The sequence below is a fragment of the Massilia sp. TS11 genome, from assembly GCF_022012445.1.
GTDB lineage: Bacteria > Pseudomonadota > Gammaproteobacteria > Burkholderiales > Burkholderiaceae_D > Telluria.
Genome location: NZ_JAKLTS010000001.1, coordinates 662,418 through 678,759, shown reverse-complemented (window position 1 = coordinate 678,759; position 16,342 = coordinate 662,418). Strand labels below are relative to the sequence as shown.

Annotated in this window: 16 protein-coding genes and 7 tRNA genes; 11 read left to right on the top strand and 12 right to left on the bottom strand. The window is 65.6% G+C overall.

Annotated features, from left to right (window positions below):
- Positions 1–2: 2 nt before the first annotated feature.
- The 6 genes from LZ005_RS03210 to dbpA all read left to right on the top strand — a co-directional run bounded on the left by LZ005_RS03210 (position 3) and on the right by dbpA (position 3,984).
- On the top strand, positions 3–221 hold the full coding sequence (locus LZ005_RS03210) for a hypothetical protein (RefSeq protein WP_237804600.1): 219 nt from the start codon (positions 3–5) through the stop codon (positions 219–221).
- A 1-nt stretch (position 222) separates the two neighbouring features.
- The gene (locus tag LZ005_RS03205; protein ID WP_237804598.1) at positions 223–1,350 is read left to right on the top strand and encodes a class I SAM-dependent methyltransferase; all 1,128 of its coding nucleotides are present in this window, start codon (positions 223–225) and stop codon (positions 1,348–1,350) included.
- 53 nt (positions 1,351–1,403) lie between these two features.
- Positions 1,404–2,177 (top strand): ABC transporter substrate-binding protein, encoded by a 774-nt coding sequence (locus tag LZ005_RS03200; RefSeq protein WP_237804596.1) that lies wholly within the window; start codon positions 1,404–1,406, stop codon positions 2,175–2,177.
- Between the two features lie 53 nt (positions 2,178–2,230).
- A tRNA-Met gene (locus tag LZ005_RS03195) sits at positions 2,231–2,306 on the top strand.
- Between the two features lie 56 nt (positions 2,307–2,362).
- Positions 2,363–2,596: a hypothetical protein gene (locus tag LZ005_RS03190; RefSeq protein ID WP_237804594.1), complete on the top strand. Its 234-nt coding sequence runs from the start codon at positions 2,363–2,365 to the stop codon at positions 2,594–2,596.
- Positions 2,593–3,984, top strand: a complete 1,392-nt coding sequence (gene dbpA, locus LZ005_RS03185; protein ID WP_237804593.1) for an ATP-dependent RNA helicase DbpA — start codon at positions 2,593–2,595, stop codon at positions 3,982–3,984. Before LZ005_RS03190 ends, dbpA begins: the two co-directional genes overlap by 4 nt.
- A gap of 3 nt (positions 3,985–3,987) precedes the next feature.
- Here dbpA and LZ005_RS03180 read toward each other — a convergent pair whose 3' ends face one another.
- From LZ005_RS03180 to earP, 4 genes are all read right to left on the bottom strand, one after another.
- On the bottom strand, positions 3,988–4,539 hold the full coding sequence (locus LZ005_RS03180) for a DUF1579 family protein (protein WP_237804591.1): 552 nt from the start codon (positions 4,537–4,539) through the stop codon (positions 3,988–3,990).
- Positions 4,540–4,622: 83 nt separating this feature from the next.
- Positions 4,623–5,492, bottom strand: a complete 870-nt coding sequence (locus LZ005_RS03175) for a LysR substrate-binding domain-containing protein (RefSeq protein ID WP_237804589.1) — start codon at positions 5,490–5,492, stop codon at positions 4,623–4,625.
- 241 nt (positions 5,493–5,733) lie between these two features.
- On the bottom strand, positions 5,734–6,291 hold the full coding sequence (efp, locus tag LZ005_RS03170; RefSeq protein ID WP_237804587.1) for an elongation factor P: 558 nt from the start codon (positions 6,289–6,291) through the stop codon (positions 5,734–5,736).
- Between the two features lie 61 nt (positions 6,292–6,352).
- Complete coding sequence (gene earP, locus LZ005_RS03165) at positions 6,353–7,441, bottom strand: elongation factor P maturation arginine rhamnosyltransferase EarP (protein ID WP_237804585.1); 1,089 nt, start codon at positions 7,439–7,441, stop codon at positions 6,353–6,355.
- A gap of 129 nt (positions 7,442–7,570) precedes the next feature.
- On the opposite strand from earP, the gene LZ005_RS03160 reads away from it, so the two are divergent.
- The 3 genes from LZ005_RS03160 to LZ005_RS03150 are packed head-to-tail and all read left to right on the top strand — an operon-like array spanning position 7,571 to position 10,382.
- A complete protein-coding gene (locus tag LZ005_RS03160) occupies positions 7,571–8,413 on the top strand; it encodes a hypothetical protein (RefSeq protein WP_237804583.1) in 843 nt (280 codons plus the stop codon).
- A 53-nt stretch (positions 8,414–8,466) separates the two neighbouring features.
- A complete protein-coding gene (locus tag LZ005_RS03155) occupies positions 8,467–8,718 on the top strand; it encodes a hypothetical protein (RefSeq protein ID WP_237804581.1) in 252 nt (83 codons plus the stop codon).
- 11 nt (positions 8,719–8,729) lie between these two features.
- Positions 8,730–10,382, top strand: coding sequence for a S8 family serine peptidase (locus LZ005_RS03150; protein ID WP_237804579.1), 1,653 nt, complete (start codon positions 8,730–8,732; stop codon positions 10,380–10,382).
- Between the two features lie 64 nt (positions 10,383–10,446).
- Here LZ005_RS03150 and LZ005_RS03145 read toward each other — a convergent pair.
- From LZ005_RS03145 to apbC, 8 genes are all read right to left on the bottom strand, one after another.
- Positions 10,447–10,522, bottom strand: a tRNA-Ala gene (locus LZ005_RS03145).
- An 8-nt stretch (positions 10,523–10,530) separates the two neighbouring features.
- Positions 10,531–10,606, bottom strand: a tRNA-Glu gene (locus LZ005_RS03140).
- Between the two features lie 20 nt (positions 10,607–10,626).
- Positions 10,627–10,702 (bottom strand) — tRNA-Ala (locus LZ005_RS03135).
- A gap of 6 nt (positions 10,703–10,708) precedes the next feature.
- Positions 10,709–10,784, bottom strand: a tRNA-Glu gene (locus LZ005_RS03130).
- Positions 10,785–10,844: 60 nt separating this feature from the next.
- A tRNA-Glu gene (locus LZ005_RS03125) sits at positions 10,845–10,920 on the bottom strand.
- Positions 10,921–10,947: 27 nt separating this feature from the next.
- A tRNA-Ala gene (locus LZ005_RS03120) sits at positions 10,948–11,023 on the bottom strand.
- Between the two features lie 84 nt (positions 11,024–11,107).
- A complete protein-coding gene (gene gltX, locus LZ005_RS03115; RefSeq protein WP_237804577.1) occupies positions 11,108–12,499 on the bottom strand; it encodes a glutamate--tRNA ligase in 1,392 nt (463 codons plus the stop codon).
- Positions 12,500–12,567: 68 nt separating this feature from the next.
- The gene (apbC, locus tag LZ005_RS03110) at positions 12,568–13,656 is read right to left on the bottom strand and encodes an iron-sulfur cluster carrier protein ApbC (protein WP_237804575.1); all 1,089 of its coding nucleotides are present in this window, start codon (positions 13,654–13,656) and stop codon (positions 12,568–12,570) included.
- Positions 13,657–13,732: 76 nt separating this feature from the next.
- Between apbC and metG the strand changes: the two genes are divergently transcribed.
- Positions 13,733–15,853 carry a methionine--tRNA ligase gene (gene metG / locus LZ005_RS03105; protein WP_237804573.1) on the top strand — a complete coding sequence of 707 codons (2,121 nt, stop codon included), beginning with the start codon at positions 13,733–13,735 and terminating at the stop codon, positions 15,851–15,853.
- Positions 15,854–15,862: 9 nt separating this feature from the next.
- Positions 15,863–16,342: a GNAT family N-acetyltransferase gene (locus LZ005_RS03100; RefSeq protein ID WP_237804571.1), complete on the top strand. Its 480-nt coding sequence runs from the start codon at positions 15,863–15,865 to the stop codon at positions 16,340–16,342.

The window sequence follows — 16,342 nt, the reverse complement described above, 5'->3', positions numbered from 1 at the left end:
GCATGCATCTCCTGAAAGCGCCCCGCACCCTGAGTTTCAAGTGCACGCAGTGCGGCAAGACGGTGAAGGTCTTTCTGCAGAAAGTCTCGGCCTGCTCGCACATCCAGCCCTACATGGGCATCTGCGATTGCGGCGAAGTGCGCCGCCACGCCACCGGCAATCCGCAGGCCGTGGCCGACTATCTGGCCTCCGACGACCTGAACTGGGTGCACCATCACTGATATGGACGCCGCCGCCACCATCGCCTGGACCGAAGACGGCCAGCAGCGCACGGCCGCCTGGCGCGCCGAAAGCGGCGTGCCGGCCCCGCGCAAAGTCGTCCTGGCCGACGACCGCATGCCGGCCGACCAGGCCTACAAGCTGGCCTGCGAAGGCACGGCCCTGCTCTGGCGCGGCGACTACCACAACGGCCGCCAGTTGCTGCAGGCGCTGGCGCGCCGCATCGACGCGCGCGCCAAACGCAAACCGGCGGTCGCCGCGCCCGATCTGCTGACGGCCTTCCACCAGATGCGCCAGGCCCAGGGCCAGCGCGCGCGCATTCTCGGCATGCTGCTGCTGCCGGTGCAGGCCGACTACAGCATCGCCCTGCGCCGCGCCCCCGATGCGCGCGCCGCGCTGGAACAGGTGTATGGCGCGCCGACCGTGCCTTTCGTGCTGTCGCTGCGCGAGCTGCTTGGCGTGATCGGCGCCTATGAATGGCGCAAGAACGGCGTCGACATTCCGGCCCTCGGCGCGCGCATCCACCCGCACTACGGCGTGTTCTCGCCGATCCGCGGCGAGTATGTGCAGCTGGTGGCCGATGCCGCCCTGCCGGCGGGCGCGCGCAGCGCCTTCGACATCGGCACTGGCACCGGCGTGCTGACGGCCGTGCTGGCCAAGCGCGGCCTGACGGTCACCGGCACCGACCAGGACGCACGTGCTTTGGCCTGCGCACGCGAGAATCTGGCGCGCCTGGGCCTTGCGGCCAGCATCATCGAAGCCGACCTGTTCCCGGCCGGCCGCGCCGATCTGGTCGTCTGCAATCCGCCCTGGCTGCCGGGCCGCCCCAGCGCCGCCCTCGAATACGCGATCTACGATCCCGACAGCCGCATGCTGCGCGGCTTCCTCGACGGCCTGGCCGCCCACCTGAATCCTGGCGGCGAAGGTTGGCTGATTCTGTCCGACCTGGCCGAAAAGATCGGCCTGCGCAGCCGCGCTCAGCTGCTCGACTGGATCGGCGCCGCCGGCCTGGTGGTGGCTGGCCGCATCGACACCAAGCCGCAGCATCCGCGCAGCCGCGACGTCAGCGATCCGCTGCACGCCGCGCGCGCTGCCGAAACCACCTCGCTGTGGCGCCTGCGCAGCGCTTGACTTTGCTGACAGCTGTGGCAACCTGCAAGCAGCACACTCGAGGATTGTTCCCCATGCGCCTGGCGCCCACCCTGACCGCTATGCTGCTGGCCACGGCTGCGCTGGCGCCAGCGGCCCAGGCGGCCTGCAGCCGCCCACTGCATCTGAATGCCGAGCACTGGCCGCCCTACACCATCATCGCCGGCAACCAGATCGGCGGCCTCGACATCGAGCTCGTGCAGGCCATCCTGAAGGAAGCCGGTTGCACCATCGTGTTCGAACCGGCGCTGCCCGTGGCACGCCGCCTCAGCCTGTTCAACCAGGGCAAAACCGATCTGATGATGGCCGCCTCCAGCACGCCCGAGCGGCGTCAGCAGGCCTGGTTCTCCCAGCCCTACCGGTTCGAGGAAGTCGGCCTGTTCACCCTGCCCGAACACGCCGCCCGCCTGCGCCAGAGTTTCAGCTTCGAGGCCCTGCTGGCCCAACGCGAAAGCGTGCTGGTGCCGCGTCTGGGCTGGTATGGCGCCCAGTACGCGGCGGCCGAGCCGAAGCTGCGCGCGGCCGGCCTGCTGCACGAGTTCAGCAGCTTCAGCCAGGGCATCAAGATGCTGGCGGCCGGGCGCGCCCATGTGCTGATGGGCGACGACGCTGCCGTCCACTATCAGGCGCGGCTGGAAAACCTGCCGGTCGTGCATCTGCCCTTCACGGCGGCGCGCGCGCCCGTGCACCTGATGTTCAACAAGGAGAGCGTGAGCCAGGCCGAGGTGGCCAGCATCGACGCCGCCATCACCCGCCTCGAGCGCAGAGGCACGCTGGAAGCGATCCGGCGCCGCTACGGCCAACAATGAAAAACCCGACCTTGCATCTTGCGCCCCCAGCGTGTATAATTCTTGCCTTCAGACGCGGGGTGGAGCAGTTGGCAGCTCGTCGGGCTCATAACCCGAAGGTCACAGGTTCGAGTCCTGTCCCCGCAACCAGAACACATGCACAAGCCCGACTCTCGCAGCCGGGCTTTTGTTTTTTCGGCCCCGCCATGAGAGATAAACGAGACCACGCGACGGGCGAACTGCCCGGCCTGGACCTGCCCCAGGTGGCGGCGCCGCAGCAGCCCGAACCCGCAGCACCGGCCGCCAAACGCGGCCGCAAGCCCCTGCCCGCGCAGGAACAACTGAGCTTTCTTGAAGAAACCGATGCCAGCGGCCTGCCGGTCTGGCGCCACGATCCCGGCCTCGATCTGACCGGCTTGCCGATCTGGAGCCCCGCATGAGCGCATTCGCCACCCTGTCCCTCTCGCCCGCCGTCCTCAGCAATCTGGAGCAGCTCGGCTTTGCCAGCATGACGCCGGTGCAGGCGGCCACCCTGCCGCTGATTCTGGAAGGCCGCGATGTGCTGGCCCAGGCCGCCACCGGCAGCGGCAAGACGGTCGCCTTCGGCCTTGGCCTGCTGCAGCGCCTCAATCCCAGCCTGTTCGCCGTGCAAGCCCTGGTGCTGTGCCCGACGCGCGAACTGGCCGACCAGGTCGCGGCCGAACTGCGCCGCCTGGCGCGCGCGATCGGCAATATCAAGATTCTGAGCCTGTGCGGCGGCGCCCCGCTGCGGCCCCAGGCCGCCTCGCTCGAACATGGGGCCCACATCGTGGTCGGCACCCCGGGCCGCCTGCGCGATCACCTGGGCCAGGGCACGCTCGACCTGCGCCGCCTGCGCCTGCTGGTGCTGGACGAAGCCGACCGCATGACCGACATGGGTTTCGAGGAAGACATGCTGGCGATTGCGCGCGCCTGCCCGACCCACCGCCAGACCCTGCTGTTCTCGGCCACCTTCCCGCCCGACACGAGCGCGCTGCGCGCCCAGTATCTGCAGGACCCGGCCGAAGTGCGCATTGCCAGCGCGGCCAGCGGGCCCGCCATCGTGCAGCAGTTCTACGCGATTGCGCCCGAGGCGCGCGCCGCCGCCGTGGTGCGCCTGCTCGAACATTACCGCCCCGAATCCACGCTGGTGTTTGCCAACACGCGCGTGCACTGCCAGGAACTGGCCGATGCCCTGCACCAGGCCGGCTTCAGCGTGCGCGCCCTGTACGGCGAACTTGAACAACGCGACCGCGACGAGGCCCTGCTGCTGTTTGCCAACCGCAGCTGCAGCGTGCTGGTGGCCACCGATGTGGCCGCGCGCGGCATCGATATCGCCGGGCTCGACGCCGTCATCAATGCCGATCTGTCGCGCCGTCCCGACGTGCACGTGCACCGCGTCGGCCGTACCGGCCGCGCCGGGCGCAGCGGTCTGGCCCTGAGCCTGGTGGCGCCGAGCGAAAAACGCTTCGTGGCGCCGATTGAGAAGCTCATGCAGATCAGCGTCGCGCTGGCGGACTGGGAGGCGCTGCCGGTGGCCGAGGCCGTGCCGGCGCCGATGCGCACACTCGTGATTGCCGGCGGCAAACGCCACAAGCTGCGTCCCGGCGATGTGATGGGCGCGCTCAGCGGCGTGGCCGGCCTGACCCGCGAGCAGGTCGGCAAGATCCACGTCACCGAGTTCCACACCTATGTGGCAGTGGCGCGCGACCTGGCCGAAGATGCCTGCGCGCGCCTGCTGGCCGATGGCGACGGCGAGGCCGCCAATATCAAGGGCCGCAGCTTCAAACTGCGGCTGCTCGCGGTCTGAGTTTTACGCCGGGCGCTTGGTGAACACAATCCGCACCAGCGGGTGCGGATTCGGTTTCACGATCCCGAGCTGATAAAAACTGAAGATCCGCGTATTGCCCTTGAATTCCTCGGTCATGCGGTAATCGATGAAATGGCCAGCGCCATCATTGAATTTGCTCGACCAGACCATCGTCGATTCTTTTTCATTCCAGTAGCCGTAATCGGTGCGCGTTGCCACGTCATTCGTATCGACCCAGGTATTCACATAAGTTTTGGCGACCGGGTCATAGCCCCACACGCCATGGCCTTCATACGCGGGGAATTTGTCGGTGGCCGGAATTTTGAATTCATTCGTCACCCAATGGCCATTGACCAGCAGCTTATTGACCTGCACCCCCTTGGCCGTGCCGCTCGGCTGGTCATTGCTGTAGAAGGTCACCTCGGCATCCCAGACGCCGGCTTCCATCTGCATCGGCAGATACACGCTTTCCGGCAATTTGGCCGGCGCCGTTTGCGCCGCTGCATTGCCGATTGCCGCCGCCACCACTACCGCCCCCATGATCCACTTGCGCATCGCATCCCTCCTTGGTTGGAAAGCGGCTAGCTTAGCGAAAGCGCGGGCTGTCTGTTTCTGAAATTTGTCTTAATGTACATATCTCAGGCATTGCGCTGGCGGGCCCGGTAGGCCGCGCGGATCGCATCGGCCATGGCCAGCGCGGCCGGGCCCGGCTTGCCCTTGGCCAGTTGCAGGCAGATCGCCATCTCGGGCAATTCGGGCAACGCGGCCCCGCCCTGCAGGCGTTCCAGATCGTCGGGCACGGTGGAGGAGAGCCAGACGGTGACAGCCAGATCGGCACGCACGGCCACCTTGGCCGCATCCAGACTCGCGTTATCAAACACCAGACGCCAATGGATGCCCGCCCGGTCGAGCGCGGCAAAGATATCGGGCCGGAACGCGCAGGTTTCGGACACCAGACAAACCGGCAGCGGACGCTTGGCTGCCGCCGCCCCGCCGCGCGCGCCGACCCAGGCCAGGCGGTCCACCATCAGGCGTTCCCCCTGGCAGCGCGGCAAGGCTTCCTCCAGCAGCATCAGATCGAGCTGGCCGCGCACCATGGCCTTGAGCAATTCGCTCGAGGCGGCCGTCACGAGCGACACCGCCACCTGCGGATAGGCGCGCCCATAGGCCTCGAGCACGGGCGCCATGTGCGAACCGACGAGGTCGAAAGGTACGCCCAGACGCAAGGCCCCGCGCACCTCGGGCGCCCGCATTTCGGCCAGCAGTTCGTCGTTGAGGGCCACCAGCTGGGCCGCCTTGTCGAGCAGGCGCTGGCCGGCCGCCGTCGGCTGGGCCTGGCCGATGTCGCGCACCAGCAGCTCCACCCCGAGCAGCAGTTCAAGCCGCTTGATCTGCTGGTTGACCGCCCCCTGCGACTGGTGCAGACGTGCGGCGGCCTCCGCCATCGAGCCGGATTCGACCACGTAAAGAAAACTGCGCAGCAGCGCGACGTCCAGGTTACGGGCCATAGGATCAGCAAGGCTAATAAATCATCGTCGCGCTATCAGAGTTTGCAATAGATGGGCCAGCGCCCCATCGCCACAGCTTCGACAAGCGCGCCCCCGCTTTGGTTCAGGCGCCCAAACTTGCCCGCCAAACAAATCGGGGTCAGACCCCATTTTTCTCGGCGGATAAATGGGGTCTGACCCCATTTTTTCTGGGCGAAAAAAAAGCACGCCGTAGCGTGCTTTTTCGGGGTGCGGCGCGGGCTTACTTGGCGCGGCTGCGGTATTCGCCGGTGCGGGTGTCGATTTCGATCTTGTCGCCGGTTTCGACGAACAGCGGCACCTGGACTTCAAAGCCGGTGGCGATCTTGGCCGGTTTCAGCACCTTGCCCGAGGTGTCGCCCTTGACGGCCGGCTCGGTGTAGGTGATTTCGCGCACGACGGTGGTCGGCAGTTCGACCGAGATGGCCTTGTCGTTGTAGAACACGCATTCGCAGGGCATGCCATCTTCCAGGAAGTTGATGGCGTCTTCCATGTTCTCGGCTTCCACGTCGTACTGGTTGTAGTCGGCGTCCATGAACACGTAGAGCGGATCGGCGAAATAGGAGAAGGTCACTTCCTTGCGCTCCAGGGTCACCACGTCGAATTTTTCATCCGACTTGTAGACCGATTCCAGACGCGTTTCGTTGAGCAGCGACTTCAGTTTCATTTTGCAGACCGAGGCGTTACGGCCCGATTTGCTGAATTCAGACTTCACGACAACCATCGGCTCGGAGCCGATCATGACGACGTTGCCGACGCGGAGTTCTTGTGCGGTTTTCATAGCGAATGTGCGGGGTAATGAGAGTGAATGGCTGGTCCTGGCGGACGCTAAGCCCACTATTCTAACCCATTTTCCCGATGAATTCGACTAAATTGCTGGCCAAATCCCCATTTTTTGCCAGGCTTTCGGCCCAATCTTTCGCGTGTTGCTGCAATTCGGGCGCGTGCATGCAGCGCCCGAGCGCATCGGCATCGCCGCCATCGCCATTCCAGAAGGCGCTGGCGGCCACGAGATCGGACCCGCCGCCATAGCGCGCGAGGAAGGCGGCCAGCTTCACCAGATGCACGCCCTCTTCCTGCGGATAGATCTGCCAGACGAAGGGCCGCGCGGCCCATTGGGCGCGCACAAACGAATCCTCGCCGCGCACGAAATTGAAATCGGCCGCCCACAGCAGGCGGTCGTACTCGTGCTGGGCCACAAAGGGCAGCACGCTGATGGCGAGGCGCTGCGGCGCGAAGTCCGCCAGCGCGGCCGTGGCCACGCCCTCGGGCACGACCAGATGCCAGGGTGTGGCGCTGGCGTCGAGCCGCCGCAGCATGGCGCCCACGGGTGCGCTCGGGTAGCAGAACAGTGTGGCCAGATGCGCGCCCGGCGCCGGCCGGATGCCGAGACCGGCGAGGAAGTCGGCGCGGGCCGCGCCATCGTTCTGAAACGCGTTGCGGCGCGCACTCAGGCTGCGTTCGCACAGCAGGCCGCCGGTGCGGGCGCTAAAGCCGGGGAAGAAAAAATACTTGCGCAGCTTGCCCGAGGGGTGCAGCGAGGGCAGCGCATGACAGTCCTCGACCCAGGCTTCGGCGCTCAGGTATTCGAGGTTCAGCCACAGCGGCGGGCGCGGCGCGGCCAGCATGGCCGCCAGCACGGCCTCGGGCAGGTCGCAGGCAAAGGCTTCGATCACGACGTCCGGGCACACGTAGGCGGCAAACGCCGCCCCGTTCCAGTGGCGCACGGCGACGCCTTCGATCTGCTGGCAGGCTGCGGCCGGATCGACCTGCGCGCACAGGCGCTGGAAACTGGCCAGATCATCGACCCACAGCGTGACGGCGAGCTGATGCTCGCGCACGAGCTGGCGCGCCAGGCGCCAGCAGACGCCGATGTCGCCGTAATTGTCGACCACGCGGCAGAACAGATCGAGGGAGAAACGGGCTTTCATACCCATGATCATAGCCGATGAAAAATATGCAGGTGTCGCCGAACTTCGCCCCATACGTCTACTCCAAGCTACGCGTCTGGCGCTGTGCCACACGCGCTTCCCTGCACAACACCAACAATGGAGCACGACATGCAAGACTTTTCCCAAGCTTATGGCAACTCCCTGCAACCACAAGGTTTCTTCGGTGGTCTCATCGGCGCACCGCTGGGCGGTCTGATCGGCCGCGGCATCGGCAGTGTGTTCGGCAACCAGCAGCTCGGCCATCAAATCGGCCAGATGGCTGGCGGTATCGGCGGCGGCCTGCTGCCGTTCTCGAATGATCCGGCCAGCCTCGCCTACGCCCAGCAGGTGCAGCAACTTCAGCAACAGCAACAGCAGCAGCAACAACAACAGCTTCAGCAGCAGCTTCAGCAATGGATCCAGCAGCAGCAATTGCAGCAGCATCTGCAACAGCAGCAGCAACTCCAGCAGCAGATGCAGCAGCAGGCCGGCCTCGGCCAGCAAGGCGGGCAGATGGCGCCGCAGGGCTGGTTCGGCAATCTGCTCGGCCAGGTGGCCCAGCCGATCGCCAGCACGGTCGGCGGCATGCTCGGCCACCGCCAGCTGGGCAGCACCATCGGCGGCATTGCCGGCCAGCTGGGCGGCATGCTGCCGTTCTCGGTCGATCCGCTGCAGGCTGCGTATGCGCAGCAACAACAACAGGCGCAGCTGGCGCAGGCACTGGCCGGGCAACAGGGCCAGCTAGCCCCGCAGGGCTTCTTCGGCAACCTGATCGGCTCGGTCGCGCAGCCGCTCGGCGGCGCCATCGGCGGCCTGTTCGGCCACCGTCAGATCGGCAATACGGTGGGCGGCATCGCCAGCCAGCTGGGCGGCATGCTGCCGTTCTCGGTCGATCCGATGCTGGCCGCCTACGCCCAGCAGCAGCAATGGCAGCAGGGCCAGGGCGGCTACCTGCCGCAGACCATGCATTAAGCACCGCGGCCGCCGCACCGCGGTGCGGCGGTTTTTCCCACCCAGGAGGCAGCATGTCCGATCCGATTCCCCCCACGCGCGCCCGCTATCTGGTGCGCAGCCGCGGCGACAACCGCGCCCTGCATGAGCTGATTCCCCGGCTCGACCCGACCGTGCGCGTCATCGACCGCATCGGCCCCAGCGACGACCCGCATACCCTGGTGCTGGAAATGAGCAGCACCAGCGCTGCCGCCCTGGGCGAACAACTGAAGCAGGACGGCCGCCTGATTCTGGAGCCGGACCGGCCGCTGTCCATGTTCCAATAGGAGAGCCAGCCATGGCCACCACTGCGCGTCCCGTCTCTCAACGCAAATCGCAATTCCTGATCGCCGCGCGCCAGCCCGGGCCGGCGCTGCAGGCAATGAATATCCAGCCGCTCGCCTATGCCGCCATCGAGCAGGCGCTGCGCAATAGTCCCGACATCGACATCGTCGACAGCGTCGGCCCGCGCCAGGTGCTCGACACGATGAGCACCAGCAGCAATGCCGCGCCCGGCGTGCTGGTCGCACGCATGACCGAGCAGAAGGCCGGCATCCTGCACCAGCAGGCCCAGGGCCGTCTCGTCGTCGAGCGCGACCAACACCTGGTGCTGCACGACAGCCGCCAATTCCAGCCGGCCCTGGTCACCCCGGTGGTGCCGACCAGCGGGCCGATGTTCAATGTCGCCATCTCGGTGCTGGCGCCCGATGGCAGCCCGGTGCCGAACGCCGACGTGTATGTGTTTGGCGCGATGCTGCCGGCCACGGCCAGCACCGATGCCAACGGCCAGGCCACACTCTCGCTGTTCGGCGAAACGGCCGGCTCGATCAGCGCGCTCTACATCAAGCCGCGCTGCGATTACTGGAGCTACTACCAGCGATCGCCCGACCTCAGCCCCGACGACATGAATGTGGTCACCCTGCGCCCGATCGCCAACTGGCCGGCCCTGCCCAATTTCCCGGGCCAGGCCTGCTACGGCTGGGGCCAGAAGGCCATGCGCCTCGACCAGCTGCCGCAGAACTACCGCGGCCAGGGCGTGCGCGTGGCCATCATCGATTCCGGCGCGGCCACCACCCACCTGGACCTGAAAAGCATCCATGCGGGCTTTGACATCATCAACAAAAAAACCAATCCCCAGGGCTGGACCGAAGACAGCCTCGGCCACGGTTCCCACTGCGCCGGCATCATCGCCGGCAGCGATGCCGCGTTCGGCATCCGCGGCTTCGCGCCCGACGCCGAAATCCATGCCTGCAAGCTCTTCCCGGGCGGGCAGATCAGCCAGCTGATCGACGCGCTCGAATACTGCATCGACCAGCAGATCGATGTCGTCAATCTGAGCCTGGGCGGGGCCGATGTGTCGGAGGCGCTGGAACAGCAGATCGTGCGTGCGCGCCGCGCCGGTGTGGCCTGCATCGTCGCGGCCGGCAATTCAGGCGGGCCCGTGCAGTATCCGGCCTCGTCGCCGAATGTGCTGGCGGTGTCGGCCATCGGCAAGCTCAATGAATTCCCGGCCGATAGCTACCACACCGAAACCCTGACGCCTTTCGTCGACGTCAACGGCTTCTTCGCCGCCAAATTCAGCTGCTATGGCCCGCAGATCGGCGTGTGCGCGCCTGGCGTGGCCATCGTCTCCTCGGTACCGTCGAATAATTTTGCGGTCTGGGACGGCACCTCGATGGCGGCGCCCCACGTCACTGGCCTGGCGGCCCTGGTGCTGGCCCACCATCCGGATTTTCAGGGGCCCTACAAGGCGCGCAGCGCGGAGCGGGTCGAGCGGCTGTTCCAGATCATCAAGCTCAGTGCGCGGCCGATCAATGTCGGCGATCCGACGCGCACCGGCCTCGGCCTGCCGGACACGCTGGCCGCGGTCGGCCTGCAGCCCATGGCCGGGCAGGCGGCTGGCATGCTGCCGATGGCCCTGTCCTTCGGGCTGGCGCCCGGCTTCTGGTAGACGCCAAAACAAAAACCGGAGCACCTTTCCGCGCGTTCGCGGTGGTCTGCTCCGGTTTCCGACTTGGTGGAGGTAAGCGGGATCGAACCGCTGACCTCTTGCATGCCATGCAAGCGCTCTCCCAGCTGAGCTATACCCCCAAATATGCTGGCGTCCCCACGGGGATTCGAACCCCGGTACTCACCGTGAAAGGGTGATGTCCTAGGCCTCTAGACGATGGGGACAGTCTATGACCTTACTACTCTGGTGGAGGTAAGCGGGATCGAACCGCTGACCTCTTGCATGCCATGCAAGCGCTCTCCCAGCTGAGCTATACCCCCAGATACTGGCGTCCCCACGGGGATTCGAACCCCGGTACTCACCGTGAAAGGGTGATGTCCTAGGCCTCTAGACGATGGGGACAAAATCTTTGCCCTGTTTGGATGTTGGCGGCATCCAGGCCTGCGTTGTCGTGCCGTTGTTTGGCGTCCCCACGGGGATTCGAACCCCGGTACTCACCGTGAAAGGGTGATGTCCTAGGCCTCTAGACGATGGGGACCCGGACGACAACATTTCTTCGCTAAACTGGTGGAGGTAAGCGGGATCGAACCGCTGACCTCTTGCATGCCATGCAAGCGCTCTCCCAGCTGAGCTATACCCCCGTTTGCGCGAAGAAGCAGAATTATAGCGGGGCTAGGGCAGAATGCAAAGTGTTTTGCGAAACTTTTTCACGCCCCCTGCCCTGCTCACAGACCGGCCTGCATACGGGCCAGCACAGTGGCGCGTCCGAACAGCACCAGCACGGCGTCGATGGCCGGCGTCTGCAGCTGACCCGTCAGCAGCAGACGCAGCGGCATGGCCAGCTGCGGCATCTTCAGACCGTGTGCGGCCAGCACTTCCTTGAGCGCAGCGCTCAGGGCTTCCTTGCTCCACTCGACACTTGCGCAGCGCTCGGCAAAGGCGGCCAGGGCCGGCTTCACGGCCACGGTCAGATGCTGGGCCAGCAGCTCGGCCGGCGCCTGCGGCGTGCGGTAGAACAGCATGGCCGCATCGGCCAGCTCATTGATGGTCTGGACGCGCTCCTTCATCAGACCCAGCACGGCGGCCAGCTCGGGCGCGTTCTCGAACACGGCGCCCTGGGCCAGCATCTGCGGACGGGCCAGCTCGGCCAGGCGCGCATTGTCGGCCTGCTTGATGTAGTGGTTGTTCAGCCAGGCCAGCTTCTCGTTATTGAACTGGGCGGCCGAGCGCGACATATTGCTGAGGTCGAACCAGGCGCAGAACTGCTCCATCGAGAAGATCTCGTCGTCGCCGTGGCTCCAGCCCAGGCGCGCCAGGTAGTTGAGCATGGCTTCGGGCAGGAAGCCCTGGGCCGGGTATTCCATCACGCTGACGGCGCCGTGGCGCTTGGACAGCTTTTCGCCGTCGGCGCCGAGGATCATCGGCAGATGGCCGTATTCGGGCAGGGTGGCGCCGATGGCGCGCAGAATATTGATCTGGCGCGGGGTATTGTTGACGTGGTCGTCGCCGCGCAGCACATGGGTGATGCGCATGTCCCAATCGTCCACGGCCACGCAGAAGTTATAGGTCGGCGTGCCATCCGGACGGGCGATCACGAGGTCGTCGAGTTCCTTGTTCGAGATCGTGATCGGGCCTTTGACCAGATCGTTCCAGCTGACCTCGCCGTCGAGGGGATTCTTGAAGCGCACCACGGGCTTGCGATCGGCCGGTACCGGCGGCAGGGTCTTGCCCGGCTCCGGACGCCAGGTGCCGTCGTAGCGCGGCTTTTCGCCGGCCGCGCGGAAGCGCTCGCGCATGGCTTCCACTTCGTCGGGCGAGGAGTAGCAGTAGTAGGCCGTGCCGGCCGCCAGCATCTGCTGCACGACTTCGCGATAGCGGTCCATGCGCTGCATCTGGTAGAACGGGCCTTCGTCATGCTGCAGACCGAGCCACTGCATGCCGTCGATGATGGCCTGCACGGCCTCCGGCGTCGAGCGCTCCAGGTCCGTGTCCTCGATACGCAGGATGAAGGTGCCGCCGTGGTGGCGCGCAAAGGCCCAGGAATACAGGGCGGTGCGGGCGCCGCCCAGGTGGAGGAAGCCCGTCGGGCTCGGAGCGAATCGGGTACGAACGGTCATGGCTGTGCTTCGAATGGAAAAGCCGCTATTGTACCGCGCCCGCGCCCCGGGCCGCCAAGGCAGCGCGCCTAGTCGTTCTTGATGACGATGCTGGGGAACTTGCTGCTCATGTCCTTGGCTTTTTCCGCAATCTTGACGGCCACCTTGCGCGCGATGTCGCGGTAGATGGCGGCCACGGCGCCATCGGGCTCGGCCACGACGCTCGGCTTGCCGGAATCGGTCTGCTCGCGGATCGACAGCTGCAGCGGCAGCTTACCGAGGAAGTCGACATGGAAGTCGCCGCACATCTTTTCGCCGCCGCCGGCGCCGAAGATCGGTTCCACATGGCCGCAGTTCGAGCAGATATGGGTGCTCATGTTTTCGACCACGCCCAGGATCGGGATGCCGACTTTTTCAAACATGCGCAGGCCCTTGCGCGCGTCCAGCAGGGCGATGTCCTGCGGCGTGGTGACGATGACGGCGCCGGTGACGGGCACCTTCTGCGACAGCGTCAGCTGAATGTCGCCGGTGCCCGGCGGCATGTCGACGACCAGATAATCGAGGTTGCGCCAGTTGGTCTGCTCGAGCAGCTGGGTCAGGGCCTGGGTGACCATCGGGCCGCGCCAGACCATCGGTTCGTCCGGATCGATCATGAAGCCGATCGAGGACACCTGGATGCCGTGGTTCTCGAGCGGCTCCATGGTCTTGCCGTCCTTGCTTTCCGGCTGGCCGCTGATGCCCAGCATCATCGGCTGCGAGGGGCCGTAGATGTCGGCGTCGAGCACGCCCACGCTGGCGCCTTCGGCCGCCAGGGCCAGGGCCAGGTTCACGGCCGTGGTCGACTTGCCGACCCCGCCCTTGCCCGAGGCCACGGCGATGATGTTTTTCACATTCGGCATCAGCTTGAGGCCGCGCTGCACCGTGTGCGAGACGACCTTCCAGCCGACCTGCACCTGCACGCTGCCAGCGCCCGGCAGGGCCGCCAGCTTGTCCTGCACCAGCTGCTGCAGGGCGGCGACCTGGCTCTTGGCCGGATAGCCGACTTCGATCTCGACCGAAATGGCCTGGCCGTCGACCTTGGCCTGCTTCACGCATTTGCTGCTGATGAAATCTTTGCCCGTGTTGGGATCGATGATGTGCGACAGTGCGGTTTTTGCGTCTTCAACAGTAATGCTCATGCCATTCTCCGTGAGGGGACCGCCAGTTTAGCGTAAAATGCATTTTTCGTTGATTCACTTTCCACCAACACAAACCATGACCCGCAAGCTGTTCGTTACCACCGCCCTGCCCTACGCGAATGCCGCCTTCCATATTGGCCACATGATGGAATACATCCAGGCCGACATCTGGGTCCGCTTCCAGCGCATGCAGAACGATGGCAACGGTCCGCGCGAGGTCCACTTCGTCGGCGCCGACGACACCCACGGCACGCCGATCATGATCGCGGCCGAAAAGGAAGGCATCACGCCGCAGGAATTCGTCGCCAAGATCGCCGCCGGCCGCCCCAAGTACCTGAACGGTTTCCACATCGCCTTCGATAACTGGCACTCGACCGATTCGCCCGAGAACGTCGAACTGTCGCAGTCCATCTACCGCAAGCTGCGCGACGCCGGCCTGATCGTCACGCGCACGGTCGACCGCTTCTTCGACCCGGTCAAGGGCATGTTCCTGGCCGACCGCAATATCAAGGGCGAATGCCCGAAGTGCGGCGCCAAGGACCAGTACGGCGACAACTGCGAAGTCTGCGGCGCTGCCTATGAACCGACCGAGCTGAAGAACCCGTACTCGGTGTTCACCGGCTCGGCCCCGGTGCTGAAACCGTCGGAACAATATTTCTTCGCGCTGTCGGACCCGCGCTGCCACGGCTTCCTCAAGGACTGGCTGAACACGCCGGGCCGCCTGCAGCCCGAGATGGTCAACAAAGTCAGCGAGTGGCTCGGCGAACACGGCGAAAAGCTGGCCGACTGGGACATCTCGCGCGACGCGCCCTATTTCGGCATCCCGATTCCGGATGCGCCCAACAAATTCTTCTACGTCTGGCTCGACGCGCCGGTCGGCTATCTGGCCAGCCTGAAGAATTACTGCGGCAAGAAAGGCCTCGACTACGAGGCCCTGCTGCGCGATCCGGATACCGAGCAGATCCACTTCATCGGCAAGGACATCGTCTCCTTCCACCTGCTGTTCTGGCCGACGATGCTGAAGTTCTCGGGCCATCCGATCATCGACAAGCTCAAAGTCGCCGTGCACGGCCACCTGACGGTCAACAACGAAAAGATGTCAAAGTCGCGCGGCACCGGCATCTCGCCGCTGCGCTACCTGGAACTGGGCATGAACCCGGAATGGCTGCGCTACTACCTGGCCTTCAAACTCAATGCCAAGGTCGAGGACCTGGACTTCACGGGCGAAGATTTCATTTCGCGCGTCAACTCCGACCTGGTCGGCAAGTACGTGAATATCGCCTCGCGCTGCGCCGGCTTCATCAACAAGAAATTCGAGGGCAAGCTGGCCAGCGGACTGTCGGACACGGCCATCGGCTGGATCCGCAAGGCCCTGCTGAAAGACGACGGCAGCGAACGCCAGGCCAGCATCGCCGCCCATTTCGAGGCGCGTGAATTCGGCAAGGCCCTGCGCGAAGTGATGGAAATTACCGACATCACCAACCAGTACGTCGACGAGAACAAGCCCTGGGTGCTGGCCAAGGACGCCGAGAAGACGGCCGAGCTGCACGAGGTCTGCACGACGGCCCTGATCCTGTTCCGCCAGATTTCGATCCTGCTGTCGCCGGTGCTGCCGGCCGTGGCCGCCAAAGTCCAGGCCTTCCTCGGCGACGGCGCCTACGACTGGGCCCAGCTGCAGGTGGCCAATGGCCAGGCCTGGGAACCGATGCTGGGCCGCACGATCGGCGCCTACAGCCACCTGATGACGCGCGTCGACGCCACGATGGTCGAGAACCTGTTCGACAAGCCGGCCGCGCCCGACACGGCAGCTGCCGCGCCGGCCGAGGCCGCCGCCAGCAGCATCGAGCCGATCGCCGAGGAAATCAAGATCGACGACCTGATGAAGGTCGACCTGCGCATCGCCAAGATCGTCAACGCTGAGCTGGTCGAAGGCTCGACCAAGCTGCTGCGCCTGACCCTGGACGCGGGCGAAGGCCGCCTGCGCAATGTCTTCTCGGGCATCAAGGAGCACTACAAGCCGGAAGATCTGGTTGGCAAGCTGACCGTGCTGGTGGCCAATCTGGCCCCGCGCAAGATGAAGTTCGGCGTTTCGGAAGGCATGGTGCTGGCCGCCTCGGCCGCCGATGAACAAGCCAATCCGGGCGTCTACGTGCTGCAGCCCTGGCCCGGCGCCGAACCGGGCATGCGCATCCGCTAAAGGCCGCGCATGGACCTCGTGGTACGCCAGGCCAGCGACGACGATGCCCCGCTATTAGCCGATCTGACCCGCGCCAGCTGGGCGGGCAAGGTCGCGCCGAGCTCTTCCGGCCATCAGGAAAGCCCGGCCCGCGTGCTGCAGGACCTGCGCGCCGGCGGGGCTTTCGTGCTCGAGGCCGATGGCGCGCCGGCCGCCTCGGTGCGCTGGCTGCCGCTCGACGCCAATGCCGCCGTCTGGGAAATCCTGCGCATGGGGGTGCTCCCGGCCTACCGCGGCCACAATCTGTCCCAACACCTGCTCGAAGCCGTGATCCACGCGGCCCAGGCCAGCGGCGTGGCCGAACTGCGCCTGGCCGTGCGCGCCGACCAGCCGCGCCTGCTGGACCTGTACGCGGCCTATGGTTTCGAGCTGGCCGAAGAACTTGAGTATTCCCACGCCAACCCCAGCGAACCGCCGCCTTCGGTGATGCGGCGTTTGCTCCGCCATTGA